Source organism: Ruegeria sp. G2 (assembly GCF_056533505.1).
Window position 1 is genome coordinate 173,976 of the sequence record NZ_JBQFON010000002.1, and the last position, 26,064, is coordinate 200,039.

The window sequence follows — 26,064 nt, forward strand, 5'->3', positions numbered from 1 at the left end:
GATCCTAGCGTCGTTTTAGCGTGTCACCAAAGCTGATCTTAGGGGTCAAGGTGACACGGGTATCAACCTCTGACTCTGGATCGGCCAGCTTTGCCGCTATGATTTCTGCAGCGGTACGCCCGATCTCGGTTCGGCAGGCATCCATCGTCGCCAGCTTACGCGGTAATCCTTGTAACAGCTCGACGTTGTTGAACCCGGCGAGGCCAATCTGACCAGGCACGTCTATCCCCTGATCCAGCAAATAAAGCAGCCCACCCGCGCCAATCATGTCGTTGGAATAATAAAGAAAATCTAACTCAGGCGAACGTTCCAGCATGGCATGCGTCATCTCTCGGCCCTTGGCCAGCGCTGAGCCGCCCGAATAAAACTCGCGATCTTCGATCTCGATCCCGTGCTTGCCCAGCACCTCGGTAAAGCCTTCGAACCGTTTGCGGGCCCGATGGTCCAACGGCATCTTGGTGCCCATAAAGCCGATATGTTCATAACCCGCCTTCAGAATAGCCTGGGCCATCTCGCGCCCGGCGCGGCGGTGGGAAATGCCCACCATGGCATCGACCGGCTTGCCATCGGTATCCATGATCTCGACCACCGGAATGCCCGCCGAATCCAGCATGGCGCGGGCCGCCTCGGTATGTTCCAGACCGGCGATGATCACGCCCGATGGCCGCCACGAGAGCATCTCGTACAGAACCTTTTCTTCCTTTTCAGGCAGATAGTCCGTGACACCGACCACCGGCTGAAGTTCAGTATCTTCCAGTACCTGATTGATGCCTGTCAGAACCTCGGGGAAAACCATGTTCGACAGCGATGGAATGATCACTGCCACAAGGTTCACCCGGCTTGATGCCAAGGCACCGGCGATCTTGTTGGGCACATATCCCAATTCCTTCGCAGCAGCCAGAACGCGGGTACGGGTGGCGTCCGATACATCTCCGCGATTGCGTAGCACCCGGCTGACTGTCATCTCCGACACTCCGGACGCTTCCGAAACATCACGAAGGGTAAGCGGGCGTTTTGTTTCTATTGTCACCGGGGATACCTGCATTGTTTGTTTCCGCGATGGTAGCGTGAACAGGGTGACCTGTTCAACTGTTGTGCAAAGCCGATGACAATCCGAATAAACCCGGTTACAGAAAGCGAAACGCGGCCCCGTGGCTCAACTGGATAGAGCAGCCCCCTCCTAAGGGGCAGGTTGCAGGTTCGAATCCTGCCGGGGTCGCCAGTTGTGTTAAACCCCTATTATATTGACGAAATATCAGATGTGGTGTTACGAGTGTGGTGAAGTTACACCACGATTTTACACTACTAATGAGCAAGCCATGAGTAATGATAGGAACCTTGAGCAGCCACGTGGACCCGGTACGGCGTGGCGGTTTCGCATGTCTACGCCCAAAATTTTAAAGGGAACCACAGACCCCGAGACAGGCAAAACCTTTGGTCGAAACATCATCAGAAGCCTTGGAGGCGTAAAGCACAAAACGACGGCACGTAAATTGCGCGATGTGGAATTGAGCAAGGTTCGAGAGCTAGAACTGCAGGCGCTGGGCAGGAACCGTTACAGCCTTGCTGCTGCAGACCGATGGGCTGAGGCAATGGCGGACCCAGACCCAGAGGCTGCAATACTGGCGCGCGATGTGTTCTATGATGAGGTCGAAAGAGCGCCGAGCGCAGTGCGAGATGCGTTTAGTAAACGGGGTATGGCCAAATCCAAACCACTGGCTGAGATTGTTGAGGCTTATATTGAAGCCAGAGCACCGGGGAATGCTTCAGGTTACAAACCACTGAGGGGTTCGACCATCAACGATTTCCGAACTTCGGTTCGCTATCTGGTCGACTTTCTGGGCGGTGATATATCCAGCCTCCATGTGGACGATGTGGCAGACGTTGAGGCGGTGGCCTTCAGGGAGTATCTAGGGGGCATTATATCGGAGCGGACAGAGCAGCCATTAGCAGGCGCGACAATCCAGAAACTCATGACACAACTTCGCATGTATTGGGCGTGGGTGGTTGAGACCAAGGCCACAAGCAAGCCCTCTGTGGAACCCTTCACGCTGCCTAAGGGGGTCACTAGGGAAGCGGCAACGCCGACGAAAGAAAGGCTGATGTATCGACCAGATCAGACCAGCGCTTTGTTCTTAGCGCGTTCGCAGGAGACACAGTTAGGTGCTTTGATACGGCTGGGTCTGATACTCGGAACACGCATTTCTGAGTTAGTTAGGGTCACAGTTGACGATACTGACGTCGACGGCGCTGGGCTAAAGATCATTGTCGGCAAAAGCGATAACGCGAAACGGTGGACGCCTGTACCCGCTGAGCTTCAGGGAATGGTTTCAAAGTTGCGAAACGAGGCAGAGAGCAGAGAGGGACCTGAAGGCAGACTTTTGGGTGCCTTCAGCTTGGACCCAAGGACTGGCAACAGCAAGAAAGCCAGTAAGGATTACAGCCGCCTCAGGGACGAAGTTGTAGGACGGGCCGAGGGTAATGTCATGCTGGACTTTCACAGCTTTAGACACACGTGGACGACCTATGCGCACAGGGCAGGTGTCGACGATAAAGACGCTAATCAGCTAGGTGGCTGGACCAAGGATAAGCGCAGGTCTAAGGAAATTTACAACCACGGGCTGGGACGCGATGAGTTGCGAGAGGTGCAGCGCAGGATTGTGGATAGGATGCGGGCTGACGGATACCTTGAAGGGCTTTAGGGACTTGGAAGGCGATCACATACGTCGTCTGTGTCCCAAGTCGCTTCAATTGCTACGATACCGGCTGCGCTTGCCGAGGCCTTAATTTCATTTGGTCGTACAGGTAGACCACAAGCGCCCTTCAAGGCCATCATCATCGCTTCCATTAACTTTTCTTGGATGGCCGAAACGCTTGAACTTAAGGAAAACGCTGCAGGAACGGGTTCTATTTCTCCGCCTGACATAAAAACGTATCCGGGAAGCCCATCAACATTCGGAACCGCCATGAAATCTACCTTACCGGGTCCTGCCATTGATCTGTAAACGGACCACGAGACGTCCGGCGTTGTTGGCAATGTTTGGGCCACATCTTCGTCGGTCCAGCCCTGCGCCACCATTTCGTCGGTGAGAACTTTTGGCGTCAATCCGCCAGCCGCCTTTAGCCAAGACTTATTATCGTATGTGAACTCTGGAACGGTGTCCAGACCGCCCGCAATCATTTCAGCCATTAGTGTATCACCCTCTGAACCAGAAAGGCCGTCGTCAGTCATAGTGGTGATCACGCCATCAAACGCATCTGCATCTAGCTTTTGAGCGTACAATTCAGACGCTTGAAAAACACTCAAGACTAAAGCGGTTCCTAAAATCAGCCTCATCAAAATTCCCCAAAGAAAAATTCCAGTAACATACTCACTTTACGCAAAAGAAAATTCTGCCGTCCATCAGAAAAGGCCCGATATTCGACAGTGGTTATTCAATCCGCGCAGGCGATCAACAATTTTGGAAAAAAAATCTGAGTGCCAGAGATTATATAAGATGCCGCGCATACCCCCCGTTGGGGCCACCTCAGGACCAACTCTCTTCACCAACGGGAAGTTCCATTTAATGCAATAAAAACAATAGGTTGATTGCCCTTTGACGCTGGGCCAAGTTAAGCGCACATCGCTCCTGATGCACATCATTTAATGAGGTAATGACCCATGATCATCTTTGACTTTCGCTTTGGCCCTTTTGACTTGCTCGTTGAGCGTGAGGCCCGTTCAGTCCCCTTCAAGGTGACCCGTGAGGGAGCCGGTGAGGTGTTCCTTGATGTTGGACGATACGCCGTGACCTTCACGAACCACACAAAGGTCGCCTGAGCGCGTTCGTCTCATTTGACCGGAGTGTAACAAGACAGGTGCCAACCCCTCAGATACTGTCTCATTTAAGTGAGGTTGACACTTAAAGCACGCTTTCTTACTTAACTATAAAAGGTAAATGATACACATTCGGAGACAGGCACATGCTAATCGGATACGCCCGAACATCTACAGCAGACCAGATCGCAGGCTTTGAGGCGCAGCAGCATGAGCTAACAGACCACGGGTGTGAGAAGGTGTTCGCGGAGCAGGTCAGCAGTGTGAAGCAGAGAGACCAGCTTGAGGCCGCCATAGACTTTGCCCGTGAAGGGGACACTCTGGTGGTCACTAAGCTGGACCGTCTGGCGCGTTCGGTCCCTGACCTCATCGACATTCGCAAGCGGCTTTCAGGTAAGGGCGTTCAACTGCACATCATGAACATGCCCATGATGAATGACAGTGCCACCGCACAGATGCTTGAGACCATCCTCGGGGCTGTTGCTCAGTTTGAACGTGAGGTGATGCTTGAACGACAGCGTGAAGGGATTGCGAAGGCCAAGGCCGAGGGGAAGTTCAAAGGACGCCCAGCTATGGACGAGACTAAGGCCGCAGCCATTCGTGAGGCGTTCCAAAATGGTGAGAAGCCGACCCAGATCGCGAGGGACTTTGGGGTCAGTAGAGCGACGGTTTACAGGCTGGTCAAAGAGGCGGCCTGAGGGGCTGAGACAATTAACCCCCATACAAGCAGAAAGTAAGCGTTCAGTGAGTAACGGTTATCGCTCGTACAAGCAGTAACTAATTCACCCACACTATAGCCATACAGAACGCTCGTCGGGGGCTCGGAGTTATCACCCATAATAGCCCCTACATACCGCTCGCTATTGGGTCGGAGTTAACCCTCATACAAGCCGTGGGCAATTCACCCACCCCATAGCACTATGCAGCAACAGACATTGCCTGCTGAGTTCCTAACGACCGCATTCGAGGGCAAGTTATGAACTTGCAATTGCACAACTCAGACGTTCGATAGATAGTTGTCGCCCTCAATAGACTTAAGCAAACGACCAATGACCGGGGATCATCTACCCTCATAGCAAATATTGGACAGCCATTGGCATAATTCACCCACATACAAGCCGAAACCAATTCACCCCCACTATTGCAGTAACACGCCCGCAGCTTAAACAATTGACCCACACTATTGCCGCACACAAGTTTTCCGAATTGCCGCGTCTCATGGAAGTGCGAGGCGATGTCAGGATGACGTTATCACCGACCGGCAGGCGGACTGAGAGAAGACCATTTGGGGGCGCAGCGGTAGTGTAGTTGTCGTTTCGACCTAGCACTCCCCGTGAGTTGCCCTGTGGGACTCCCTGAAATGGAACCTATCGGGCACCTCACGTGTGGTTACGATCTTTGTTGTCTTGAGATGGCGGGGCTTAAGTCCCGTCAGATCATTTCGACGTGCCTGTGCATCAGGGCGTTATCAGTTAAAAAAGAAACTTCGATTGCAGTGTAGCGAGGGGTGGCGTCAGCAATAGGTCCCTCCGCATATGTAATAGTAACCCTAAAGGCTACCCATAAGGTGCGTCGACTTTCGTCTCCTCCATCAAAATAAACCCCAATAAAGTCTTCCCCTGAAAGTAATGCAGTTTCACTGCCAACACGTTCAGGTGCCCCCTATGGCTCGCTCCGCTCGTGGAGAGACCAATTGACGATGATCGTCATTCATCACACCAGAATCCAACCGTAAGGAACTCCCCAAATGAACATTGCCACATCCCTTCAGGGGAACCTTAATGCATGCGCTAGGTGCAGCCATACGTTTGAACCTCGAAGGCCGGACCAGAAGTATTGCTCAGTCAAATGCAAAAAGGCAGGCAGCAAGAACACAGCTCGAGGCGACCGTGCTTTGGAGAACAAGTGGCGGTCTAGGACGCATTATGAGCGCGCGAGAGACTTGGAACAAATGGTCTATTCCGTCGCTCCTTCAGAGCGTCTTGGCGTCATGCGACACATCCTGTCTTACGTGCCTGTAGATGCTGGTCTCAGGAACATTCTGAGTGACCCTAAGTTGCTTCGTGAACAGCCCAGAAAGTCGGGTCGGAAGAACATTTCTCAAGCGGCCAGTAGATACACCGGTAAGTTCTATGGTCTCTCCATCCAGACGTATGTCCAAAGGGTGCAAGCCGGAGATGAGATTGAGGGCATTAGGATAACGTAGCGGGGCCTATCCGATCTTTCTAAGGTCAGGATTCATAACCAATAGATGACTGTAGCTGCGAGTGCGATTGCGGAGAGGAAGACTTTGGGACAGCGATCATAACGTGTCGCTGCGCGCCTCCAGTCCTTGAACCTACCAAACATGATCTCAATTCGGTTGCGCCGTTTGTATCGGCGCTTGTCATACTTCACGGTTGTCTTGCGTTGCTTTCGACCTGGGATTCAGGCGTGTATCCATTTGTCTTTCAACGCTTCTCGGAACCAGTCGGCGTCGTAAGCTCGATCAGCAATCATCCAATCTGCGGCTGGCAAGCTGCTCACAAACGCCCTGGCGCCCGTGTAGTCACCTCAGTGGTTGCCGCCCCAAGTGCAAGGAGTTTTCGACTCTGAAGGTGCGTGATCGAGTGTGAACTTCTGTAAGACCTCTTTTTGCGGCATTCCCAGAAGCCGCGGGCCGGGATGGTGATCAGGCGGCCACGCCCCCTTTTTCGCGGCCATACTGGTCGCGGTACGATGTGCTTTCAGATAGATCGCGTCGACTGCTCGGCAGGGCATTGCGGAGCAATGTCACGAGAGGGGATCATCACGGTCTTTTCCTCGCCATGTTCGGCTGCCAAGCCGACCATCATCCGAGCGAAGATACCTTTTTCACTCCAACGCTTCCACCGGCTATAAAGTGTCTTGTGCGGTCCGAATTCTTTGGGAGCGTCTCGCCACCACAATCCATTGCGATTGATGAAGATAATCCCGCTCAGCACCATCTTGTCATAGACCCGTGGCTTACCATGCGACCGCGGGAAGAAAGGGGAAAGTTTGGCCATCTGCTCGTCAGTCAGCCAGAAAAGGTCGCTCATATCGCCGCTCGATTTCCGAGCCGTGAGTCATACAGCGCTTTGAAAACCAATGCATCCTGACCCTAACCTCCCTCACGAACCTCCTAGGTTATCGACCACGATAAACGGCATGTTAAAGGTCTGGTGTCCAGAGGTGATCGCAACCAGTATATTCAAGCACTCGTCAACCTTGGGCGTAACCGTGCTCTATGCAAAGTAATGGGCGCTTCACAAAACCAAAAATAGAAATTAGCATATATTACATTGCAATGGAGGGAAAATGACGGCGGATTCTACCAATCTCAACCGTCGAGATGTCCTTGATCTGCTGGACATAGCGTCAGATATGAGGAAAGACGCGCTGAGCAGGCTTCTCACGAAATATTGTGAAGTTAACAAGCACGTTCGGTTTGCTAGCTTGTGGCGATTCAATAGCCGTGCCAATACGATTTCAATCTACGCTCGCTCAAAAAGCGACTACCTCCCCCAGCTTGGGGACAATGGCGAGTATATTCAGGAGTTTCTATGCTCCGCCGAGTGCCCGTCTGTGGCGGGCTTTTTGTCCAAAGCTGAGTATAGGTCTGGGACTCGAACGAATCATTCTATTAAAAAGAGTGGTAGATATGGCTTATTTCACCCAAAGGATGTAGCCGACAAGTATGATCTTGATGAATTCGTGGTTCTGCCCATCCAAGCAGCGCACGCACCAGGAGCCGATGGTAGAGCGCAAAACTCACCTAGGTTCTTTTGCCTGTTTTATTGCCCTCTCTCAAGCACTGCGGAGCAGATCGCCGACATTGATCTCGATCTAATACATCAGTGCTTGGGCAATATGATCTACAACCGTTTTAACGAAAGCAGGTGGAAAACCATTAGTAAGTTCACTGAGTTTATATCAGTGAACCACGATCCGGATTCCAGCGACTTTCTAGATGAGCTTAAGTTAAATATCCCCTGCCAAGCAGTTTTCGAAATATCAAAGGCTGCTGGGAAAATAAACATTTCATCGGCCAGTTCAAACGAATTTAGGTTGTCAGGGACAGTGGCGCAGAAGTTTTGGTCTCTCAAAAGTGATGAAGATGCTTGGTTGATTGAGAAGAAAGATTTTCTAAAATATGGTTGTGAAAAACTCAAATCAATCATTGCTTACCAATCACTGAATCATGAAGAGGATAATCGGTCCCTAATTCTTTTTTGCAACAAGGTTTCGGAAAGCCCCTTCGCAACCACTGGCCAAAAAGAATTTACTGACGACTTTGGGTTCGACGATGTTCTTCTTGCAGAGGCAGTCGGCGAGCATGTGCGGGCGTTTTCGCTTACTAAAGCCGAACGAAAGAGACGCGAGGACGTGACTCGTATTATCGCTCATGAGATCAAACAACCTCTCATCGATATCAGAAATAGTATTGGAAATTTTCAGTTTAGCCCTGAAAGGTTTGGCCTTCGTATGACGATTGAGAGAATTCAAGAGTCCACGGACCTAGCGTTGCTGCTAGCAGAGATGAACACTGAGTTAACCGATGAAAACGTACTGCGGTCCGCCGTAAGAAACCCCCCAACACTAGATGTAAATGCACAATTGAACAGAATGAAACGATCGCTTAGAGGTTTGTGTGAGGATTTCGATTTCAAAAATGACAACATAGAAGTCCGGCTTGATTCTGGATGTGACTATTTGGCTATTGCGCGGTCACTTCTGGCGACAATCTTTTTGAATACTGTTTCAAACTCGGTGAAGTACAGTACCAAAGATTTTTTTGCTTCTTGGTGTAGTGTTCGTTTGAGGATGGTCGATAGTAACGATGTGTTTTGGCAAAGGGATGAGGCCAGCAAGGGGAATAGAACGAAGGGGCTATTGATCACTACAACTGATAATGGCATTGGAATTCCCGAGGCTGAACTTGATAATGTATTTGGGAAAGAACATCGATTGCATAGCCCAAATACTGTCCCTGGCTTGGGACTTGGGCTTTTTCACCTTAGACGTACCGTAGAGGCACTGGATGGTCAGGTGTGGATGCACTCTAATTCAAAAATCCAGCAAAAAGTTCTGAACTACTCAACTCGGGTTTTTACGGTGTTACCCGATAACTTGATGAGGTGAAAATGAGCAGAATTGGAATTCTTGAGGACCGCCTCGGATACGCCAAAAACCTGGCAACCATCATTGAAATTGAACTTGGCAATCAATCACTGGCGGCAGAAATAGAAACTTTTGGCGGTGTTGACGCTGCTATGGCGGCGTTAGATTCACATACCGATTGGGTGATATGGGTGGTCGATCTCATGATGCCAACCGGTGAAAGTGTTTCTGCTGCTGACGCGGAGAATGGCCTGTCAACTGGTACTCGGTTCATTGAGCGGCTTCTCGATAGGGAATTGGAACACTTAATTGAGATAACCGTAGTCACGTCTCGAAGTACCGAGAAAGATAATTTCCAAGAAAAGTCAAATATGATTACGGAGTTTCAAAAATCAGAGTTCACTCAAGTTGATATAGCGAAACACGTATGCAGGTCGATAAAGGGTTAAAAATGAATCGCTTTTTGGTTGCCCTTCTTGTGGTTCTTAGTGCTGTAACTTTGTACGGGCTCTCTTATGCCGCAAGCGTACACTGCTTTCGGGCCGGGCATTGTTTGATCGAAAATGGTAGTGCAACCATCTCCATGATGGAGGCATTTAGTTTTGGCGGCGTACTGATCACGATCCTAGCGTTTGTAGCAGCCTTCGCCATAATTCTGATGGCCATCGACGCTTTCTCCATTTCAAGCGCGGTGAATCGGAACGCCGAGAGAGTGCGTGAGAACTTGAACCATTTGGATGAGATCGACGATCGTTTGGCCAAGGCCCAAGCATTCGTCGACGCATTGGATGTGTTTGTTGCAGAGATTGACGCTGCCGGTGACGAGAGTGATCAGGTCTTCTTTCTACTTGAGGTGATTGAGGATCGGTTGGATTTGGGCGAAGGGATCAAGCATATAATACTCAAAGGAAGGCAGAGCCTTAGAGCACGTCGAGCAAGATTGAACGCAATACGTGCGATTGTATCCAAGTTACATGATCCAACCGTATCTATCGAGATAGGCTCTGCGATTCCTGAACTTATTGCGGGCGCGGAAAAAGATCACTCTTCCAGCAGAGAGATCCTAGCTCTTCTACGTAAACATTCGTTGCTCAGCAGCGAGGAAGAGGCCCAATTCGATGCTTCAGTAAGCGGGTAGTTTTCGCCTTCCCATTCTCTATGTACCAAAACCTTGATTTCATGAACCGGTGGTTTTCAAGACTCCCTGGATTCTGAGGCTCCCCTGCCAGGCTGACCGGGTAGATATCCTTAAAAATCCTTCTCAAAAAACATCTCCCCGAAGAACTTTTAGCGATGAGGCTCGAGAAGTTCCATATTCAATACCAGTCTTACGTGGGACAACACCAAAGATAAGCCCAGCAATGGGTGACCTGCTTTGGGTCGGGGGTTAACGAATGGAACCAACTCAATAAGACAGAACCGGTGGTCTACGACGCAACGATCAAGTTGCGTTCGCCTGAGACAGCGGAACACTTAGAAAGAATTTAGGCGTGGTGTAAGTTTAACCACATTAGATTTACACTACGCAAGGCGCCGATATTTCCGTAACTTTACAAATGCTTAAAGCTATTTCGAGGCGGGGTGCATACGTTTCCTGCCGGGGTCGCCAGACTATTCATACAAATACTGCGCTTTCTATCAGTTAGATGCTTCCTGTACCCCGAATTGTGACACACATCGAAGAACCGGTTTAGCTTCCGCGACGACCTATGAGTGCTTAAGTCACCGCAAACCGACCGACCTGAACGGTTTTCAGGCCAAATGAACAGAGCAGAAGGTTTAAGTTGGTGACGCCACCGGTTTTAGATCAAAGCACTTTTGCAACACACTCTATTGAGCTGCACGGCGCTCTTGTTCTGGCCAAAACTCATCGACCACGACATATGCGATGATCACGAAAATGGCCGCGCTGGCGACCTGCAATACTCTTGTGATGCTCTTGACGTCAGCCTCATCGGAAAACGGAGCGATCGAACCACCGTAAACGATCAGAACCGTTGTTAATGCCGAACCTGCAGCAGCGGCGAGCGGGACCTGCGATTTGCCAAGCGCTCCGAGTGTCAGGCAAAAGAAAAAACCTAACAAAATTGGGGTAAGAATAACCGGAGCTATTACGTTTATTTCATAGCAGATGATTGAAACCGCCGCCCCGAGAAGATTAGCCGTCAGCATGGCTTTGGCCACTGTTTTGCCCATCGATGGCATAGCTGCAAGTTGTTGGCTAAGAAGCGCGACAAAGAATAGGACCAACAGGGCTGAAGCGCCGGACACAAAAAACGCCATCGCGAACGGAACCGTGACAAGCGACATTCTGGCGATCCGGCGATGCGGGTCAAAGTCAGGCGAAGTATTGGCCTTTTTCTGAGCCGCTGTGGGGGGGGCAGCGGGTATCAACACAAACATCAGCGTTGATATGAAACCTGCAAATAGCAGGTTCAACGGTATCCAAAACACAAGCACCAATGCCAGATCCTGTGACTGCAGAACAAGGTTTGGGATCATCAACGCACCCATGAGGGCTATGACACCAGGCAGGACGCCTGCGCCAGAAACGGACCACATGAAAGACAGGATGATCCCAATGGCAACTAGAATCAGAAACACCACGGGATATGGGGCAAAGACTGACGACAGCAGGAATGAAATGAACATCAGCCCGATCGAGAAGACAAACAGCTTTGCAAATGCAGCCAAGGGCAAAGCAGCGGGTGCCTGAAGAAACAGCGCGGTGAAAACCGCTCCTACCACCGCAAGTGGCCACCCCAGAAATAAGCCCAAGGAGAATACCCCGGTGACTCCGAGTGCCAGGCGTAAAACCGAATTTCGATCCTCAGTACGCATAGGACAGGATTGATACCAAACGGATATAGGTCCGACCTACCACGTTCAGCAGAGTGTTTTCGCTCAGATACATGATAACGTCGGCCTGCCCATTAAGCTGGAAGCGCAAGTCGTCTTCGGCATCCCCGGCTTCGTAGCCAGGCAATACGATCCGGACTGGAAAGCGCTCAGGCTCACGAAGAAATCCTTTGGTGCTGGGCGGGCTGGCCAACTGGCCGGGCTCATCCCCACCACTCAGTGAGACTGCTGCGCTGAAGCTTTCGATCACGCCCGGAATAATCTGGCCGGGATGCATGTCCAGTACCACATCGACAGGTGATCCTACCGAAGCCCGACCAAGGTTGTTTTCGGTAAAATACGCTTCGATCCAAACGTCTGTTGCGTCCAGAAACGTCAATAGGTCCTGACCAGATCGCGCATATGTTCCAGGTGCGATCAACAAATTGGATATGACGCCTGTCGCCGGAGCACGCAATTCTGTCCACTCGAGATTAAGCTCTGCATCCGCTAAGGCAGCCAACGCGCGCTGGATTTTCGGGTTGTCAATTCCGTCGTCGCCCAACCGCTGTTTGGCCTTTTCCAGATCCGCTTTGGCGTTTTCAAAATTTGCCTCGGATTCTGCCAGTTGCCCACGCGCATCATCGGCCTTTGAAATCGCAATCAACCCTTTCTTTTCAAGCGCAAAAACACGCTCGGTCTGAATGCGCATCGTGTCGAGATCACTCTGTGCCCTTGCCAGCTTGGCTTGTGCAGCGCTCACCTCTGCCGAGGATGCACCCACCTCCTGCGTGGCTGCCTCAAGATCAGCCTCGGCCTTGTCGCGATCATTTTCGTAGGGCCTTGGGTCAATTCGAACCAGAACATCACCGGCTGATACGACCTGACCGTTTTCGACAAGAACTTCGGTGACTGTACCGGTGACCTGTGGAACGATCTGTGTCGCAATTGCTTTTACTCGGGCATTCCCGGTAAATGGCGTTTTTCGGTCAGCGACCAGGTACCAGATTAAGAAGATAAGAATAACGGTCAGCGTGGTCCAAATCGTCTTTCTCATTTCGCCGCTCCTTCAGCGGCACTCTCGGCTTCGGGTGAGGTATCAATCCAAACCTTGAACAGTTCATAGAAGACAGCGAAGAGAACCGGCCCCATAAAGACGCCGATCAAACCGTACGCCATCATACCTCCGAGAACACCGATGAGGATGACCAACATAGGAGTCTCAAGGCCTTTTGAGATGAACACGGGTCTTAGGAAGCTGTCCATTATCATGACGGGAACGGCTAATAGGGTGAAGATCAAGGCAGTACCGCCGGACATGGAACTCCATGCGTAGATAATAACCGGTATAAGAACCAATCCGGGCCCGATTTGGATAATCGAGAGGATCAGGCAGATAAATGCGAGAGTGGCGGCCGAAGAAATCCCAAACAAGGCCAATAGTATCCAAACGCAGACAGCTTGAATGGCTGCTACGCCAATCACTCCTTTTGTCACGTTCCGAATTGTTGCGCCCGCCAATGTTACGAATTCTCCACCGCGCGGGGCGAAAACACGGTTTGCAAAGCGCTGAAGACCCTGGACCAAATTTGGCCCGGGGCTGAACAACGCCCCCATAATCAACACGGACAGAGCTAAGCCAAGTAGCCCGATACCGATGCCCAGCACTTTTCCGAAGAGCGATTTGGTGATCTCAAGGATTTGCGCACCGTATTTGGCAAGCGCACCATCCAGGTTCCGTTCAAACATTCCCCACACGTCGGCAATTTTGCCCCCGACTAACGGTATTTCTTTCAGGCCTTCGGGTGCCGGTGGAATCTTTAATTCACCCTTGTCTGCTTGTTCCGCGAATTCGGACCCAAGTTCCGCGGCACCAGACACCGCAGTTGCGACTGGCCCGAGGGTTAGAACAAGGCCCAACAAAACCAAGATCGTCGTGGCAAGTTTTTTCCGACCTCCCAGCTTGGACTGCAGCCAATCAAATGCCGGGTAAAGCGCCACACATAGGATCGTTGCCCAGATAACCACGCTTGCAAGCGGCGCCACCATGACCAGGGCGCTGTAGAGGAATAATCCGAGAAAAAGCAATCGTATCGCTAGATCGACAATCTTTGCGTCCTGGGTCTTTTCCATTCCATCCCTCCACTATTTGTTATCTCAACATTACACTCAAAAAACCCGATATGTATATTTATTATCTACCAAAGATCTTACAGTGGCCTGAAGACACAGATGAATCCGGATTAGGGCTTTAGCTGTTCTGGCTATAAAGCGATTGCGCATGACTTTTTGTGAGTCGAAACTTACGAGGCTTATTTTTCTGATTTCTCATCGTTCTGGGACAAAATGGTATCCGCCACAGTGGTTGCCGTGGTCACAAATATACCCAGGCCGACGATGATGTAGATCATCGTAAAGATCTTCCCTGCCGCGGTTTCTGGAGAAAAGTCACCAAATCCCACAGTCGAAATCGTCACGACAGAAAAATAGATGGAATCGAGCCAGCTCCAGCCTTCGACATAATGATAAAACACCGATGCCCAAAGGATCATACCGGCCGTAAAGGCCAATAGTCCCTTTACTCTGCCGTCCTTGAAGGCGACACCGATCCCTCGCGATATTCTGGTTAGTGCATTCATTGCGATCTCACTTTCGAATGATTGCATTTGTATCAGAATTGAGGATTTTCGGAAGAAACAAAGCTGATGAACATGCCGTTAATTTCACGGAATGTTCCATAACTGCCAAAAAACAAACAGGGTTTTAAGTTCGTCACCGCTCTGGCGATGATGCTCGTTTGGAATAAACACCTTACCGATCTTAGGGATGGGAAGCACTTCCATTCCGAAGACCTTTGCCCGCAAGCCACCGCACAGAGCTTGTTTGCGAGCGAACGGGCTTGTCATCAATCAAGGTGCAAACCGCGTGCCGTCCAATAGACAAAATCTGTGCCTTCAACAGATTGCCGATCCAATCCGGAAAGCTCATCTGAGAACTGGTTAAGTTCTTCGGCTCGGCAAACCCCTCTCAAAGGACCGGAAGTATAGCCAAATCTTTTGAGGTAGCCCGGCAAATCAGAGTGCCTCATATACACGAACCGTCGGTCGGGTGAAGCGTACACTGAGGCGGCACCCAAGGGCAATCGGTGTCTGTTTTTGAAACCGCATACAACAAGTGTTTCATCTGGCTGATGGGCTGATTGCAACGGCGAAAGCAGATTCTGAAGGTCTATGCCGAACTGATCTGCGGTGTTGGGATGACTATAATCAACCGTACGTTTGATCGGACCCTGCTCGGAAAAACACAACACCGCCAGCAGTAAGGCCCGCACCCAAAGCCGTTTTGAGATCAGCAAGATGCCCCCAGCTGCGCCCACCATCAACATTGGCAATATCAACAAAGTATAGCGATCATAGACCTTTCCCGATGCCATCCACATTGCCAGGAAAAAGAACAATGCGATCCCGGCAGGGGCAAGCAGCCGTGGTCGGCCGAGTGCGAAGGGCAGGGCGCAAAGGCCTAAAATACCCGCAAACCTTAAGACTGGAGCATTACCCAGGATGATTTCTGACAGCTTCTTTAGACTTCGATCTGACACGGTGGGTGCAAACCGGTGTAGCATTTCATCGCGCACACTGCCCTGAAACTCGGCACCAAAACCAAAGCGCAGGTACTGGAACAACGGCCATAGAAATGCCAGCAGTAAACAGGCCGCCATGGTCCATTGGAAGGTTTTGTTTCTTAGAATCTCGCTTACGGGTCGATCCTGCCAGCGCCGGGTTAGAGCAAGTGTCAGGAGTGCCAGAGCCAAAAATGCGAGTGGGGTCGGACTTTTCTGCAATCCAGCCAGAAACACAGTGACCCCGAACCATGGCCACAGCTTTGGACGCTCGAACGCGGCAAGCATCGCGACCACCCCCAAGGTGGAAAAAAGCATTGCCCCGCTATCCAGCATGGCCGATGTCGCATGTCCCCAGAAGTTTTTTGAACTGGACACAAGCAAGACCGCAGGCAACATCAGCCAAGGTTGATCGGGAACCATAATTCGGGCGAGCAAAGCCGTTGCGATCAGCGACCCAAGCGCAAACAGCATCGAAGGCAGATGCAGGGCCAGCATGTGCGACATTCCCTGCTCGATCAATGCCGCTGTCATCCAATATTGAAGGGGTGGTTTTTTTAGGCTGGGCTCATTCTGAGAATATACTGCAAGCCAGTCATTGTTGCGGATGAAACCCAGGCTGCGGTCATAAGTAAAAAATTCATCAATCTTTGACAGGCCATCTTGCCCCAACCCGGACATGTACCAGCACCACAACAATGCGATGGTGATGCCTGTTATTGCATAAGGTAGCCATTTGTGGGTCTGCAAATGTTCGATGCCCGAATTTTGGACCACTCTGGTTATCCTCTGACTTGTTGTAATATGATGTGTTTTGGACTAGGCGAGTACTTGAATTTCGGGGTCTGATCAATCACAAACCCCGGTGACTGTATCCAAGAAGATTTGATTGCGATGTCGACCGAACCTAAGGAAAACGCTGATAATCGACCCACAGTTTCGGTTGTGATTCCCATGCATAACGAGCAAGGGGCCGCTGCTGGATTGATTCAGGGGATCTGCGACGCCGCATCTGATCTTCCTGCGTTCGAGATCATCGCGGTTGATGATGGTTCGACCGATGGTACCTTTGCGGCGCTGCAGGAGATGCAGAAAGAATGCCCGCAGTTGCGCATACTACGGCATAAAACGGCAGGTGGGCAAAGTGCCGCTGTCCATTCTGGCGTCAAGGCCGCACGCGCCGATATCTGTTGCACTCTGGATGGCGATGGACAGAACCCGCCAGAAGAACTGCCCAAGATCTGGGCGCCGCTGGTATCTGGCGATGATGCGCAGGTCGGTCTTGTGGCGGGGCAACGGGTCGGTCGGAAAGATACCGCATCAAAAAAGCTCGCCTCGCGATTTGCGAATGCCTTGAGGGGCTGGATGCTGAAAGACGGTACCCGCGATACGGGTTGCGGTTTCAAGGCGTTCAGAACGCAGGCGTTCGTCGATCTTCCGTTTTTCAACCATATGCATCGATACCTGCCAGCGCTGTTCAAAGCCTACGGATGGAATGTTGCACTGGTTGATGTGGCGCATCAGCAGCGCATGACCGGTGAGTCAAAATACACCAATTTCGGGCGGGCCATGGTCGGCATTTGGGATTTGTTCGGCGTTGTCTGGCTGACCCGCCGCGCCAAATCTGTTTCAGCAACCGAGGCAAACCGGTCGTGAAAGAAACCATTCTGGAAATCCTGCACGTCGACAGCCCGACCGAGGCCCTTTGGGTATTCATCGGTCTGGCTGGTCAATTGATGTTCAGCGCTCGTTTCATCGTTCAGTGGATTACATCAGAACGCGCAAAGAAATCGGTCATACCGATGGCCTTCTGGTACCTTTCGATTGGCGGCGGGCTGATACTTCTCAGCTATGCGATCTATCGCCGTGATCCAGTGTTTATTCTGGGCCAGTCGATGGGTTTGTCGATCTACCTACGCAACATCTTCCTGATCCGGGCCGAGAAGCGCTGATTAGGTCTTCGCTCGCACTATTCAAACATTCTTCGGACTTGACTGGTTGCCCCGTTCAGCGGGTCGCAGCCGACGTCAGGCTTGTGTGAATAACCCTTTCTTGTTTCTGGGATATTTGTGCTAGTATCGCACGCATAGATTTTTTCATTTTGTTTCAGGAGGTCGTTTCCTTTGCCCGATACCTCACACCGGCAGTTCAAGCTGCGCCCTCTGGAAAAGGCTGATCTTGAGATCGTGGCCCGCTGGTTTCAGGATGTTCAAGACCTAGCTCTGTTCGACAGAACCACGCGAATTCCGCAAAATCTGACGCAAACCGAACACTCTTGGGAAGGCGCTGTTGGCATTTCTAACAGAGAGGAAAAATGTTGGTTTGTGATTGAAAATGATGATCGAGATGCGGTGGGCGTGGTTGGTCTCGAATCGATTTCACCCTTCAATCGGGATGCGGTTGTTCCGGTTTTTGTAGAAAAGTCATTGCGTCGTCAGGGCGTGGCGGTGCGGGCTGTTGCATTGATGTTAGATTTTGCATTTCAGCAATTAGGGCTTAACCGGATAACCTCGTACTATCGGGCCGACAATCACGGCAGCCGCGATCTGATCAGTCGATTGGGTTGCCAGATCGAAGGCACGATGCGGCAGGCTTGGTTCGCGGACGGGCAGTTTCACGACATGGTGGTCGTCGGTATGTTGCAACAGGACTGGGCTGAGCGTCGGAACGTGTTGGCACAGGAACTGGGCCGGGAAACGGTGGTCAGTCTTGGGGCAACAGGCATGTCCTGGCCGCCTGAATGCGGTTCTGCTACTTGAAATGATGCGAATTTTGCTTGGTATATTATTAAAACGCTCTTGTCGGAATCGACGAGACCACGCAGTTGAGTGCACCCAGTGAATACGACCGGTTCGGACACTTCAATCAGACAAAAGCTCGGGGCGGTGCTGTTTGCCGATGTTGTTGGCTATTCCCGCCTGATGAGTGAGAACGAGATGGATACGTATAACGCGTTGAAATCTCTTTTGTTCCAGCTCGAAGAGACTTGCTCGAAGTATCAGGGCAAAATCATTGAGGTGCGCGGCGACGGCATTCTTGCATTGTTTGATACGGCCACCAGCGCGGTTGAATTCAGCATCGAACTGCATCGAATTGCGGCCGAGCATAATCTGACGCGGCCGGACGGCCAGCACATCAAATTCCGTGCGGGCGTTCATTTGGGCGAGGTTTTGATGGATGAGCGTGGCATCCACGGCGACAACGTCAACATCGCCGCCCGCCTGCAAGAGATTGCCGAGCCCGAGCGGGTTTATGTTAGTGCGGCCGTTTATGAGCAGATCCGCAACCGGCTGCGTTATGGCTATGAATTCCTTGGCCCCAAACAGCTCAAGAACATCATGTCTCCGGTCGCGACATACTGTGTTCGAACCGAGGTCGAAGGAGCGACAATGGCCGCCACCTTGCGTCCTGAGATGCAGTTGGAAGTGCTCGAACGGCCCGATATCCCCTCGGTTGCGGTATTGCCGTTTGCCAGTCAGGGTGGTGAGGAAGATGATAACTGGGTCGCCGAAGGGCTAACCGATGACATCATCATGAACCTGTCCAAGTTCCGGAACCTGTTCATCATCGCCCGAAACTCGTCCTTCTTCTTCAAAACCCAGTCAATGTCGCCTCAAGAAGCTGCCCGGCGCCTAAACGTGCGCTACATCGCGCGCGGCAGCGTGCGCCGATCATCCAGCAGAATCCGGATCACGGCCGAGCTGATTGACGCCAACACTGAACGCACCATTTGGGGCGAGAGGTTTGACCGCAAGCTCGACGATATATTCGATATTCTGGATGAAGTGACTGAATGCATTGTTGCAGCCACCGCAGTGATGATCGAGTCGCATGAAAAACAGCGCATGGTACAGGCGATCCCGTCAGACTTGCAGGCCTATGGGTCTGTCCTTCAGGGGCAGCATCATATCTTCAAGTACACACGCAACGATAACCGCAAGGCGCAGCATTGCTATGAATCCGCTCTTGAGCGTGACGGCGGCTATGCACGGGCTGCAGCAGCCCTGTCGCGTACGTTGAACATTGATTGGCGCTATTCGTGGACCAAAGACCCAAACAGCGCGCTCGACAAGGCACTGTCGTTGGCCCAACGCGCCGTGGAACTTGACCCGACCGATGCACGCGGGTTTGGAGAACTGGGCTATGTGCAGCTCTATCGAAAAGAGTTCGATTCCGCGATCGAATCCTACAAGCGCGCTCTGCAGCTGAACCCCAACGACGCGGATATGCACTCGGACTACGCAGACGCACTGGCCCATTGGGGAGATAACGATACTGCGATCAAGCATCTGCAACAGGCAATGCGCCTGAACCCGTATTTCCCTGATCAGTACCTGTGGCATCTGGGCGGAGCCTATTACAACCTCAAGCGCTACGACGACGTGATCGCGTGCGTGAACAAGATGAACAACCCGACCGAAGGGCAGCGCGTACTGGCCGCCAGCTACGCTCATAAGGGCGAACTGGATATGGCCCGCCAGATCGCTGACAAACACCGTGCGGCGCATCCTAATTTCTCACTCTCGCGCTGGGCCAAGGTTCAACCAGACCGCCTGTCCGACGATACGCAGCATTTTGTCGAAGGTTTGAAAAAGGCTGGATTCTGAGAGGCAAGAACGGATGCGTCCTGCGCCGCCGCCTTTCATCCGGCGCGGTGTCCGATGCAACGACGCACAATTAGAAGTTTCCGCAGGTAACCATGAATATATCAATAACTGAACAACGCGTCCTGCACATGTTGGCTCAAGGCGGAACAATCCGCCACGAACGCAATCCCAATGGAAAAATAGTGCATGTTGTGTGCAATACGCTTGACAGATCCCTGCTATCCGACTGCACACTCGACATCATTGGTAAACTGCGCCGTAAGCGCTTGACCGTGTCGCGAAACTCCGGCTCTAACAGCATATCGGCTATCGGTCGCCGCTCTGTTGGGCGACAGCTAAGCAACAGAACAGCATGATGATGTTATGATAATACGTAACGAAACAGGCGCTGACATTGCGCTCATTCAGGCTGTCACTGAGGCAGCATTTGCTACAGCAGAGCACAGTTCAGGCACGGAAGCTGCTATAGTCGATGGCTTGCGCGAAGCTTCCGCTCTCACCTTGTCATTGGTCGCTGAGGAAGATGGGGAGCTGTTAGGCCACGCTGCATTTTCCCCGATCCTGATTAATGGCAAAGACATGAATTGGTATGGCCTGGGTCCAGTATCCGTCCGCCCTGACCACCAGGGCAAAGGAATTGGTGGCGCTCTTATCCAAGATGGGCTGGGGAAGCTCTGCGCTCTGGATGCAAATGGATGCGTTGTTATGGGGCACCCGGATTATTATCCGCGTTTCGGGTTTGTACGAGATGACAGGCTTCGATTTGAAGGCGTGCCGCCCGAGTATTTCATGCAGCAAGTCTTAAATGGCAAACAACCTGACGGCGCGGTAACTTACCATCCCGCGTTTTTCATTGAGTAATAAGTTTCGAAGCTTCGCCCCATGCAGAAATAGGGCGGTGCGACAAATCCTGGATTGGGTTCGAAGCTGACATAAAGTTGCTGCTGCCCACACACCTGCACGTATGCGGCCAGCAACACTTGTCATATCAGGCTTAACCCAACAGCGCTTTGCTTAATCAGGCCCTATTCCCCGCGGGCCTTTGCACCGCTGACTTTGGCACCTGAAACTTTAGCACCCGACACTTTGGCTCCGCTGACCTTGGCGCCAGAAACCTTGGCCCCGCTCACCTTGGCACCCGATACCTTGGCTCCGGCCATCATTGGCGCGTCGTATTCGAAATAGACGTCCAGAAGTACTTCCTCGATCTGACCGGCGGCAATATCCATGCGGATGGTGTAGTCGGCTTGATCATAGTTCCAGACACGGATGTCATTCGCCATCTGGTAGTCCGCGGCTGCAACACCTGATACCGATGGGTTCATCGGGGCACGTGCCGCCTGTTGCGTGGTGTCCTGGGCGTCGGCGTCATTGCTGGTTTGCAGCTTGAACCCATAGGGCAGGTTGCCACCCGTGGCGCTGTCGCCTGCACCATGTACTAGAAAGATCGTGGGTTCCGGCATTTCGTAATAGGTGCCGTCATATGCGAAGCCATAGATTCGGGCCAGCCGGGCATCGCCTCCGAACTGGTCCCCGATGAAGTTGTTGACGCCGCGACCCTTTCTGCGGTCATCTTGTTCAACAAACAACTGCTTGCTGTGGCTGTTTTCTGTCTGCTGCCAGAATGTGTGTTTGAAAACGCGTCCCCGACGAACATAGACAAATGATTCAAAAGAGACCTTCTTACGTTTGTCCAGTTTCAGCTTGTCGCCGTCGTTCTGGTCCTTGATGATCTTGTAAATCCCGGACTTGTTGTTTGCGCTGTCTCCAACCTGAACAAGAATCCGATCATCTTCGCGGACAGCCACACCATCAATCTTGGTGATCTCATCTGAAAAATCAAAATTCGTCGCCACCTCAATTGCCAGCCGGACCGATTTCTGCCGCAGTTTAAGATCGCTTAACTCTCGCCCAAACAATAATACCTCGGAAAAACTGAGTAACGACTCAGACATATCACTTTCTCCCTATCGGGGGCTGACGGAGCTTTATGCCACGTCCGTCCCGGTTTGCGCATTGGTCTGCGCTTCGTTTGTCGAATTATCACCCCGTGCCCGTAACCTGACATAAAACCGAGGTAAAAACAAAGACTTTAAGGTTCTTTTGGCTCGGGCGCTAGTGTTCGAACCGATGCTGCATGGCTCGACCCATCCGGCTTAGTCAGACGTGGGCCAGGGCGTGCCAATCCGATGTCGCGCATGCGGAAATTGCCTTCGATGATCTGGCGGAATGCCCCTCCCGTGATCTCTTGGTCAACAACAACCAACGCACGCTCAACCCCGAAGTAGCTCAACATATCAGCATCCAGCATGTCCAAAGCGTCGGCAAGATAGGTTCCCAGCAAATCCCGCGCTTCTATCAGCGCAACGCGGAATCCTTCCGGGTCAGCGGCGTGATGCTCGTCGAATAAATCCTGCATGATCGCGTTGTATTCGTCAGAGCCTTCCAGCTCATCCGAAAGCTCCTCCATCTCGGGGTCGATCACATCATGTGCAACCAGCCGCTCGTGGTAGATATCGACCAGAATGTCGAACATCGCCCCGGTCAGCGGTTCCGACAGCGCGTGTTCACTGGACCAGCCATGTGAGAACTCGGACAGAGTCCGGTCATTAGCGGCGATGCGGATTTGCGAGTTTTGGGACAACTCAGCAAAACGGCTGAGCCGGTTATAGGTATACAGGTTCCCGCGCGTGTTCTTCAGCAGTTCATCTACGACTGAACCGAAATGCAGTGATGCAAGCAGTGCCACCATATCTGCTGCTGATTCATGAAATCCATAATACTCGCCAGTTGCGTTCTCTTCTGACGGCATGCCGATGACGCTGTAGATGATGGCATGGCCGATCTCATGCGCCACGACGTCAAAATTAAGGCTATAGGGGCGGTATTCGTCGCCATGTTCTCGGGTGCCGCCGGTTTCCAGAAATCCCCAGCCGATATGCGCGTTATCAAGGCTGGGCAGTAGGGAAAGTTCCAACCGTTCGAAATCACGCTCGAAATGCCAGGGGATAGGGCGGCCGAAATAGCCCTCCCATACATCCATCGTAAAATGCGCTGCGCCAAACAGATGGGCAGCTTCAAAGGCCGGATCGTCGGGATCGATATGGATAAAATTTCCGAACTCGTCGGGTTCAGGGGGCGGCAAGATATAGCCATCCCAGGCGGGCAGATACATCTCGGGCCCTTCTTCGCCTTCAATCATCGCGCCATAGGGGATCGTCTTGTCGACCGGGTACATCGCATACATTCGCGGTCCCGAGGGGCCGGGTCCGATCGTACCCTGCGGGGCAGAGATCTCGACCAATTCAGGTTTCGAATTCGGCTCTAAGAAGGGCGATTGCGGGTAAAGCAAGAACCGTGTGCCCGGAGTTTCGTTGTCCGAATAGTCGGGCCAGATCGTCATTGTCCCCTCCCGTTATTGTCCCGGTTCACCTTCGGTGTGGCAAAACATGTATTCAGCTTCAATCAGATCAAGAAACGCCTCGCGCCCGTCAAGACCAAGCGCGATTGCATGGGATTCAAGATCATCTGGCACCGCCTGGTCAAGCCGCGTTTCAAAATACCAGAGCAGCGATTGCATTCTGTTTGCAGAACCATTCACCCGATCCAGCCCCGCTATCCGGCTGGCCTTGCGTCGCGCCCGATCACGCAGCGCGCCATAGCGACCATCGTGGCGCAGCTGGGCTAGCAGGGCAAAGTCGAGCTCATCCGCGCGCGCTGTGATGGCCGTATCTTTGTAGGAACAGTCCGCCAGCAATGCCTCGTATTGAGCAAGCGTCAGATCGTTGTCCTGCAACCATTCCATCAGATCGGAGTGGCGGGGCAGGCGGGCCGCGCGACGGTGCTGAGCCATCTGTTTTCGCAAGGTATCCCGATCAGGCAGGTGATTTATCCGATATGCTTCGTCGCGCGCCAACAGGTGCAGCGCGGCGCGGTCGCGTAGTTGGACATAAAGGGCTGGGTCCAGCCGCAGCTCGTCCACCAGTGCCCGCGCATCCGGGTCATGCGGAGCGGTCTCGGAATCCACACGAGTCCGCAGTTCACGCCAGACCAGAGTTCGTTCGATGCGTGTCGATTCCGGCGCGTCGGAACCTGCTTCCAGGTACCGCGCCATCTGCGCCAGCATCTCGCGTGCATCGTCGCCTTTGGCATCCACTTGCCCGCCGGGCAACCAGTTCCGAAACGTCACCGAGTCTGTGTCGGTCTTTGCAGCCGAAATCAGCTTGTCCCAAACCCGGTCGCGATAGTGCAGCGCCTTGGCTGCACCCAGCAATATCTGTGCCTCATCCTCCGACACCACTTCGGCCTTCACCGCTGCGGACAGCGTGGCCCGGATCGAGACCATAGGCTCACTCAACGGTATGAAGCCAAGCTCGGCGGGGCCGTGCAGCACCGCGACCTCATCGTCATCTGCAATGGCGCCGCTCAGGTAATCCTCGAACACCCGTCCGACGCCGATCATCCCGAAATCAGCCAGTTCCGCCGCCCGCAAAGCACCCATGCTGGCGCTGCCGAATACCGGAATGCCCTGTTCCAGCGCCCACAGGATTTCCTTGTGCCAGACCGAAGGCACCCCGTCGAAATACCCGTCGATAATGCCAATTGCTTGCGGCCTGTCGCGCACCGCACGATACACATCGCCCTGCTGAACCGGGGGCAGGATGGTGGCGTCCAGTTGTTCCTGAACGGCCTCGGGTCGCAGCGTGGGCCCAACAAAAACAACGACGGTCATGCCGATACCGCCCGCGCCCTCGGACCGGCGATGAAATCAGGATCGTCATGCGGGGCTTCCAGCCCAGGAATGACCGCGCGGATGACCGCGATGTCGATCCCGGGTCGGGACAGATCAACCGTTACCACTTGGCCGATCCCAGCCTCAGACAACCGGGACAAAAGTAGATCGAGGTCTTCTGTGAAAGATCCGGTTACGTGCGATGGGCAATCCGTAAAACGCTCTGTCGGCTTTGCGCCTTCGATCAGCTCGCGAACATACCGTCCGCGCCACAGACGCGCCTCGTCGATAAACTCCTCAGGGTCCAGATCGTCCCGCGCGCCTGAGATATAGGTCAGCCGTGTTTGCGCCGCCTCGGTCAGCGCGCGTAGTAGCGCGATGGCGCGGTCAGGGTGACAGCCATCCCCGATCCCGATATGGCCGTTTGCCTCGCCGGTCTCGCAGATCACACAGCGAAAACTGGCGATGCCGATATCCGAGGTCGTGTCCCAGATCCCCAGCTCCAGCCCCGCCTCTGCGATCAAGCTCATGGCCTGACGGCAGCGCGGGTCATCGACTGTATCAGGATCGACGCGGGGTGTTGGACCCCGATGATGCCACAGCGTCGTGGCATCGCGCTCGATCAGTTCGCAGATCGCGTGGCAGCTAGCCTCAGCGGCATCGTTTCCCGATGCCAGACCATTTGTCGTACGCGGAAACGCGCGCTGTCCGTTGGCCATTGAGGTCGTGTAATCCGTATCCACCATCTCATAGGGCACCCAGCAAGCAGCATCCGCGTTCAGGTCCTGCCCCTGCACCCACAGCATCGCGCCGTGAGGGTCAAACTGCCCACCGGTCACGCGAGGCAGGCGGTCCACATCAACCACGTTCTCCTGCGCCAGATCGGTGTGGCTGCACAGCCGCAGCGGCAGCTCGATCCGTTCCGCATGCCACGACTCGATCGCCTCCATCACCCCCGAGGCCTGCGCCGCACTCAACGACAATCCCTTGCCCAGCGACACCGCAACCGAGCGCGAATTGGGCCGCGTCACCATCACGGTCGGCAACCCGATCCGATCCAGTCCGGTCAGATTTGCGATCCGTGTGATGCCCATCTCTTTGAGAAACGGTTTGACGATGGCAAGGGTCTCTTCCGGATCGCGTAGCCGGTGGGTATCCAGAACATATGTCTTCTGCGATTCTCCGAGCATTCAAATGACCTTGGTAAATATTTGATTAACCAACCAAACCCTCCAAGCGGATCAAGTCGGAGTCAGGATGCGGGATGATAGCGAATGGGTCAACACCACTGTCAGAGCGAACCGCCCTTGAATGACCTGTACCCTGCCGC

At 52.8% G+C, this 26,064-nt stretch carries 24 protein-coding genes, 1 tRNA gene and 1 pseudogene; 13 read left to right on the forward strand and 13 right to left on the reverse strand.

Annotated elements, in window-relative coordinates:
- Window positions 1–4: 4 nt before the first annotated feature.
- On the reverse strand, window positions 5–1,030 hold the full coding sequence (locus ACR0DU_RS05490; protein ID WP_311201791.1) for a LacI family DNA-binding transcriptional regulator: 1,026 nt from the start codon (window positions 1,028–1,030) through the stop codon (window positions 5–7).
- 115 nt (window positions 1,031–1,145) lie between these two features.
- Here ACR0DU_RS05490 and ACR0DU_RS05495 point away from each other — a divergent pair.
- Window positions 1,146–1,222 (forward strand) — tRNA-Arg (locus ACR0DU_RS05495).
- 157 nt (window positions 1,223–1,379) lie between these two features.
- On the forward strand, window positions 1,380–2,702 hold the full coding sequence (locus tag ACR0DU_RS05500; protein ID WP_480872911.1) for a tyrosine-type recombinase/integrase: 1,323 nt from the start codon (window positions 1,380–1,382) through the stop codon (window positions 2,700–2,702).
- Here ACR0DU_RS05500 and ACR0DU_RS05505 read toward each other — a convergent pair.
- Entirely contained in the window at window positions 2,699–3,337 is a 639-nt protein-coding gene (locus ACR0DU_RS05505; protein ID WP_480872914.1) for a hypothetical protein, read from the reverse strand. The two genes, ACR0DU_RS05500 and ACR0DU_RS05505, sit on opposite strands and share 4 nt — an antisense overlap.
- A gap of 324 nt (window positions 3,338–3,661) precedes the next feature.
- Between ACR0DU_RS05505 and ACR0DU_RS05510 the strand changes: the two genes are divergently transcribed.
- Together ACR0DU_RS05510 and ACR0DU_RS05515 are read left to right on the forward strand one after the other, a co-directional pair.
- Entirely contained in the window at window positions 3,662–3,820 is a 159-nt protein-coding gene (locus ACR0DU_RS05510; RefSeq protein WP_480872915.1) for a hypothetical protein, read from the forward strand.
- Between the two features lie 143 nt (window positions 3,821–3,963).
- Window positions 3,964–4,515, forward strand: coding sequence for a recombinase family protein (locus ACR0DU_RS05515; protein ID WP_480872916.1), 552 nt, complete (start codon window positions 3,964–3,966; stop codon window positions 4,513–4,515).
- Between the two features lie 1,540 nt (window positions 4,516–6,055).
- Here ACR0DU_RS05515 and ACR0DU_RS05520 read toward each other — a convergent pair.
- A pseudogene (locus ACR0DU_RS05520) lies at window positions 6,056–6,876 on the reverse strand (IS5 family transposase).
- A 259-nt stretch (window positions 6,877–7,135) separates the two neighbouring features.
- Between ACR0DU_RS05520 and ACR0DU_RS05525 the strand changes: the two are divergent.
- Genes ACR0DU_RS05525 through ACR0DU_RS05535 form a run of 3 tightly spaced genes read left to right on the forward strand, consistent with a single transcriptional unit; the run spans window position 7,136 to window position 10,076 of the window.
- Window positions 7,136–8,959: a sensor histidine kinase gene (locus ACR0DU_RS05525; RefSeq protein WP_480872918.1), complete on the forward strand. Its 1,824-nt coding sequence runs from the start codon at window positions 7,136–7,138 to the stop codon at window positions 8,957–8,959.
- 2 nt (window positions 8,960–8,961) lie between these two features.
- Window positions 8,962–9,387, forward strand: a complete 426-nt coding sequence (locus ACR0DU_RS05530) for a hypothetical protein (RefSeq protein WP_480872920.1) — start codon at window positions 8,962–8,964, stop codon at window positions 9,385–9,387.
- Entirely contained in the window at window positions 9,366–10,076 is a 711-nt protein-coding gene (locus ACR0DU_RS05535) for a hypothetical protein (RefSeq protein WP_480872921.1), read from the forward strand. Before ACR0DU_RS05530 ends, ACR0DU_RS05535 begins: the two co-directional genes overlap by 22 nt.
- A gap of 692 nt (window positions 10,077–10,768) precedes the next feature.
- Here ACR0DU_RS05535 and ACR0DU_RS05540 read toward each other — a convergent pair.
- The 6 genes from ACR0DU_RS05540 to ACR0DU_RS05565 form a co-directional block, all read right to left on the reverse strand.
- On the reverse strand, window positions 10,769–11,779 hold the full coding sequence (locus ACR0DU_RS05540) for a DUF2955 domain-containing protein (RefSeq protein ID WP_480872923.1): 1,011 nt from the start codon (window positions 11,777–11,779) through the stop codon (window positions 10,769–10,771).
- Window positions 11,769–12,833 (reverse strand): HlyD family secretion protein, encoded by a 1,065-nt coding sequence (locus ACR0DU_RS05545; protein WP_319545853.1) that lies wholly within the window; start codon window positions 12,831–12,833, stop codon window positions 11,769–11,771. The genes ACR0DU_RS05540 and ACR0DU_RS05545 overlap by 11 nt, the downstream gene beginning before the upstream one ends.
- Window positions 12,830–13,909, reverse strand: coding sequence for an AI-2E family transporter (locus ACR0DU_RS05550; RefSeq protein ID WP_170780137.1), 1,080 nt, complete (start codon window positions 13,907–13,909; stop codon window positions 12,830–12,832). Before ACR0DU_RS05550 ends, ACR0DU_RS05545 begins: the two co-directional genes overlap by 4 nt.
- Before the next feature lie 179 nt (window positions 13,910–14,088).
- Window positions 14,089–14,415, reverse strand: a complete 327-nt coding sequence (locus ACR0DU_RS05555) for a potassium channel family protein (RefSeq protein ID WP_170471240.1) — start codon at window positions 14,413–14,415, stop codon at window positions 14,089–14,091.
- 84 nt (window positions 14,416–14,499) lie between these two features.
- Complete coding sequence (locus tag ACR0DU_RS05560; RefSeq protein WP_480872926.1) at window positions 14,500–14,682, reverse strand: hypothetical protein; 183 nt, start codon at window positions 14,680–14,682, stop codon at window positions 14,500–14,502.
- Entirely contained in the window at window positions 14,682–16,172 is a 1,491-nt protein-coding gene (locus tag ACR0DU_RS05565) for an ArnT family glycosyltransferase (RefSeq protein WP_480872927.1), read from the reverse strand. The genes ACR0DU_RS05560 and ACR0DU_RS05565 overlap by 1 nt, the downstream gene beginning before the upstream one ends.
- Window positions 16,173–16,289: 117 nt before the next feature.
- Here ACR0DU_RS05565 and ACR0DU_RS05570 point away from each other — a divergent pair, with 117 nt between their 5' ends.
- The 6 genes from ACR0DU_RS05570 to ACR0DU_RS05595 all read left to right on the forward strand — a co-directional run bounded on the left by ACR0DU_RS05570 (window position 16,290) and on the right by ACR0DU_RS05595 (window position 20,863).
- Window positions 16,290–17,051: a glycosyltransferase family 2 protein gene (locus ACR0DU_RS05570; RefSeq protein WP_170780139.1), complete on the forward strand. Its 762-nt coding sequence runs from the start codon at window positions 16,290–16,292 to the stop codon at window positions 17,049–17,051.
- Entirely contained in the window at window positions 17,048–17,347 is a 300-nt protein-coding gene (locus ACR0DU_RS05575; protein WP_010443061.1) for a lipid-A-disaccharide synthase N-terminal domain-containing protein, read from the forward strand. Before ACR0DU_RS05570 ends, ACR0DU_RS05575 begins: the two co-directional genes overlap by 4 nt.
- Window positions 17,348–17,518: 171 nt before the next feature.
- Window positions 17,519–18,154, forward strand: coding sequence for a GNAT family N-acetyltransferase (locus ACR0DU_RS05580; protein ID WP_480872930.1), 636 nt, complete (start codon window positions 17,519–17,521; stop codon window positions 18,152–18,154).
- Between the two features lie 126 nt (window positions 18,155–18,280).
- On the forward strand, window positions 18,281–20,002 hold the full coding sequence (locus tag ACR0DU_RS05585) for a tetratricopeptide repeat protein (protein WP_480873294.1): 1,722 nt from the start codon (window positions 18,281–18,283) through the stop codon (window positions 20,000–20,002).
- Window positions 20,003–20,094: 92 nt separating this feature from the next.
- On the forward strand, window positions 20,095–20,358 hold the full coding sequence (locus ACR0DU_RS05590; RefSeq protein WP_480872932.1) for a YjhX family toxin: 264 nt from the start codon (window positions 20,095–20,097) through the stop codon (window positions 20,356–20,358).
- 7 nt (window positions 20,359–20,365) lie between these two features.
- Complete coding sequence (locus tag ACR0DU_RS05595; protein WP_480872934.1) at window positions 20,366–20,863, forward strand: GNAT family N-acetyltransferase; 498 nt, start codon at window positions 20,366–20,368, stop codon at window positions 20,861–20,863.
- Between the two features lie 164 nt (window positions 20,864–21,027).
- Here ACR0DU_RS05595 and ACR0DU_RS05600 read toward each other — a convergent pair whose 3' ends face one another.
- The 4 genes from ACR0DU_RS05600 to ACR0DU_RS05615 form a co-directional block, all read right to left on the reverse strand.
- Window positions 21,028–21,957 carry a hypothetical protein gene (locus tag ACR0DU_RS05600; RefSeq protein ID WP_480872936.1) on the reverse strand — a complete coding sequence of 310 codons (930 nt, stop codon included), beginning with the start codon at window positions 21,955–21,957 and terminating at the stop codon, window positions 21,028–21,030.
- 137 nt (window positions 21,958–22,094) lie between these two features.
- The gene (locus ACR0DU_RS05605) at window positions 22,095–23,405 is read right to left on the reverse strand and encodes a gluzincin family metallopeptidase (RefSeq protein WP_480872938.1); all 1,311 of its coding nucleotides are present in this window, start codon (window positions 23,403–23,405) and stop codon (window positions 22,095–22,097) included.
- Between the two features lie 12 nt (window positions 23,406–23,417).
- Window positions 23,418–24,734, reverse strand: a complete 1,317-nt coding sequence (locus ACR0DU_RS05610; RefSeq protein ID WP_480872939.1) for a TfuA-like protein — start codon at window positions 24,732–24,734, stop codon at window positions 23,418–23,420.
- The gene (locus ACR0DU_RS05615; protein ID WP_480872941.1) at window positions 24,731–25,924 is read right to left on the reverse strand and encodes a YcaO-like family protein; all 1,194 of its coding nucleotides are present in this window, start codon (window positions 25,922–25,924) and stop codon (window positions 24,731–24,733) included. The genes ACR0DU_RS05610 and ACR0DU_RS05615 overlap by 4 nt, the downstream gene beginning before the upstream one ends.
- Between the last annotated feature and the right edge of the window lie 140 nt (window positions 25,925–26,064).

Excerpts from the sequence above, each read along its gene's own strand:
- ACR0DU_RS05500 (WP_480872911.1), top strand. The coding sequence starts at position 1,380 with ATGTCTACGCCCAAAATTTTAAAGGGAACCACAGACCCCGAGACAGGC.
- ACR0DU_RS05505 (WP_480872914.1), bottom strand. The coding sequence starts at position 3,337 with ATGAGGCTGATTTTAGGAACCGCTTTAGTCTTGAGTGTTTTTCAAGCG.
- ACR0DU_RS05510 (WP_480872915.1), top strand. The coding sequence starts at position 3,662 with ATGATCATCTTTGACTTTCGCTTTGGCCCTTTTGACTTGCTCGTTGAG.
- ACR0DU_RS05515 (WP_480872916.1), top strand. The coding sequence starts at position 3,964 with ATGCTAATCGGATACGCCCGAACATCTACAGCAGACCAGATCGCAGGC.
- ACR0DU_RS05525 (WP_480872918.1), top strand. The coding sequence starts at position 7,136 with ATGACGGCGGATTCTACCAATCTCAACCGTCGAGATGTCCTTGATCTG.
- ACR0DU_RS05530 (WP_480872920.1), top strand. The coding sequence starts at position 8,962 with ATGAGCAGAATTGGAATTCTTGAGGACCGCCTCGGATACGCCAAAAAC.
- ACR0DU_RS05535 (WP_480872921.1), top strand. The coding sequence starts at position 9,366 with ATGCAGGTCGATAAAGGGTTAAAAATGAATCGCTTTTTGGTTGCCCTT.
- ACR0DU_RS05540 (WP_480872923.1), bottom strand. The coding sequence starts at position 11,779 with ATGCGTACTGAGGATCGAAATTCGGTTTTACGCCTGGCACTCGGAGTC.
- ACR0DU_RS05545 (WP_319545853.1), bottom strand. The coding sequence starts at position 12,833 with ATGAGAAAGACGATTTGGACCACGCTGACCGTTATTCTTATCTTCTTA.
- ACR0DU_RS05550 (WP_170780137.1), bottom strand. The coding sequence starts at position 13,909 with ATGGAAAAGACCCAGGACGCAAAGATTGTCGATCTAGCGATACGATTG.
- ACR0DU_RS05555 (WP_170471240.1), bottom strand. The coding sequence starts at position 14,415 with ATGAATGCACTAACCAGAATATCGCGAGGGATCGGTGTCGCCTTCAAG.
- ACR0DU_RS05560 (WP_480872926.1), bottom strand. The coding sequence starts at position 14,682 with ATGACAAGCCCGTTCGCTCGCAAACAAGCTCTGTGCGGTGGCTTGCGG.
- ACR0DU_RS05570 (WP_170780139.1), top strand. The coding sequence starts at position 16,290 with ATGTCGACCGAACCTAAGGAAAACGCTGATAATCGACCCACAGTTTCG.
- ACR0DU_RS05590 (WP_480872932.1), top strand. The coding sequence starts at position 20,095 with ATGAATATATCAATAACTGAACAACGCGTCCTGCACATGTTGGCTCAA.
- ACR0DU_RS05595 (WP_480872934.1), top strand. The coding sequence starts at position 20,366 with ATGATAATACGTAACGAAACAGGCGCTGACATTGCGCTCATTCAGGCT.
- ACR0DU_RS05600 (WP_480872936.1), bottom strand. The coding sequence starts at position 21,957 with ATGTCTGAGTCGTTACTCAGTTTTTCCGAGGTATTATTGTTTGGGCGA.
- ACR0DU_RS05605 (WP_480872938.1), bottom strand. The coding sequence starts at position 23,405 with ATGACGATCTGGCCCGACTATTCGGACAACGAAACTCCGGGCACACGG.
- ACR0DU_RS05610 (WP_480872939.1), bottom strand. The coding sequence starts at position 24,734 with ATGACCGTCGTTGTTTTTGTTGGGCCCACGCTGCGACCCGAGGCCGTT.
- ACR0DU_RS05615 (WP_480872941.1), bottom strand. The coding sequence starts at position 25,924 with ATGCTCGGAGAATCGCAGAAGACATATGTTCTGGATACCCACCGGCTA.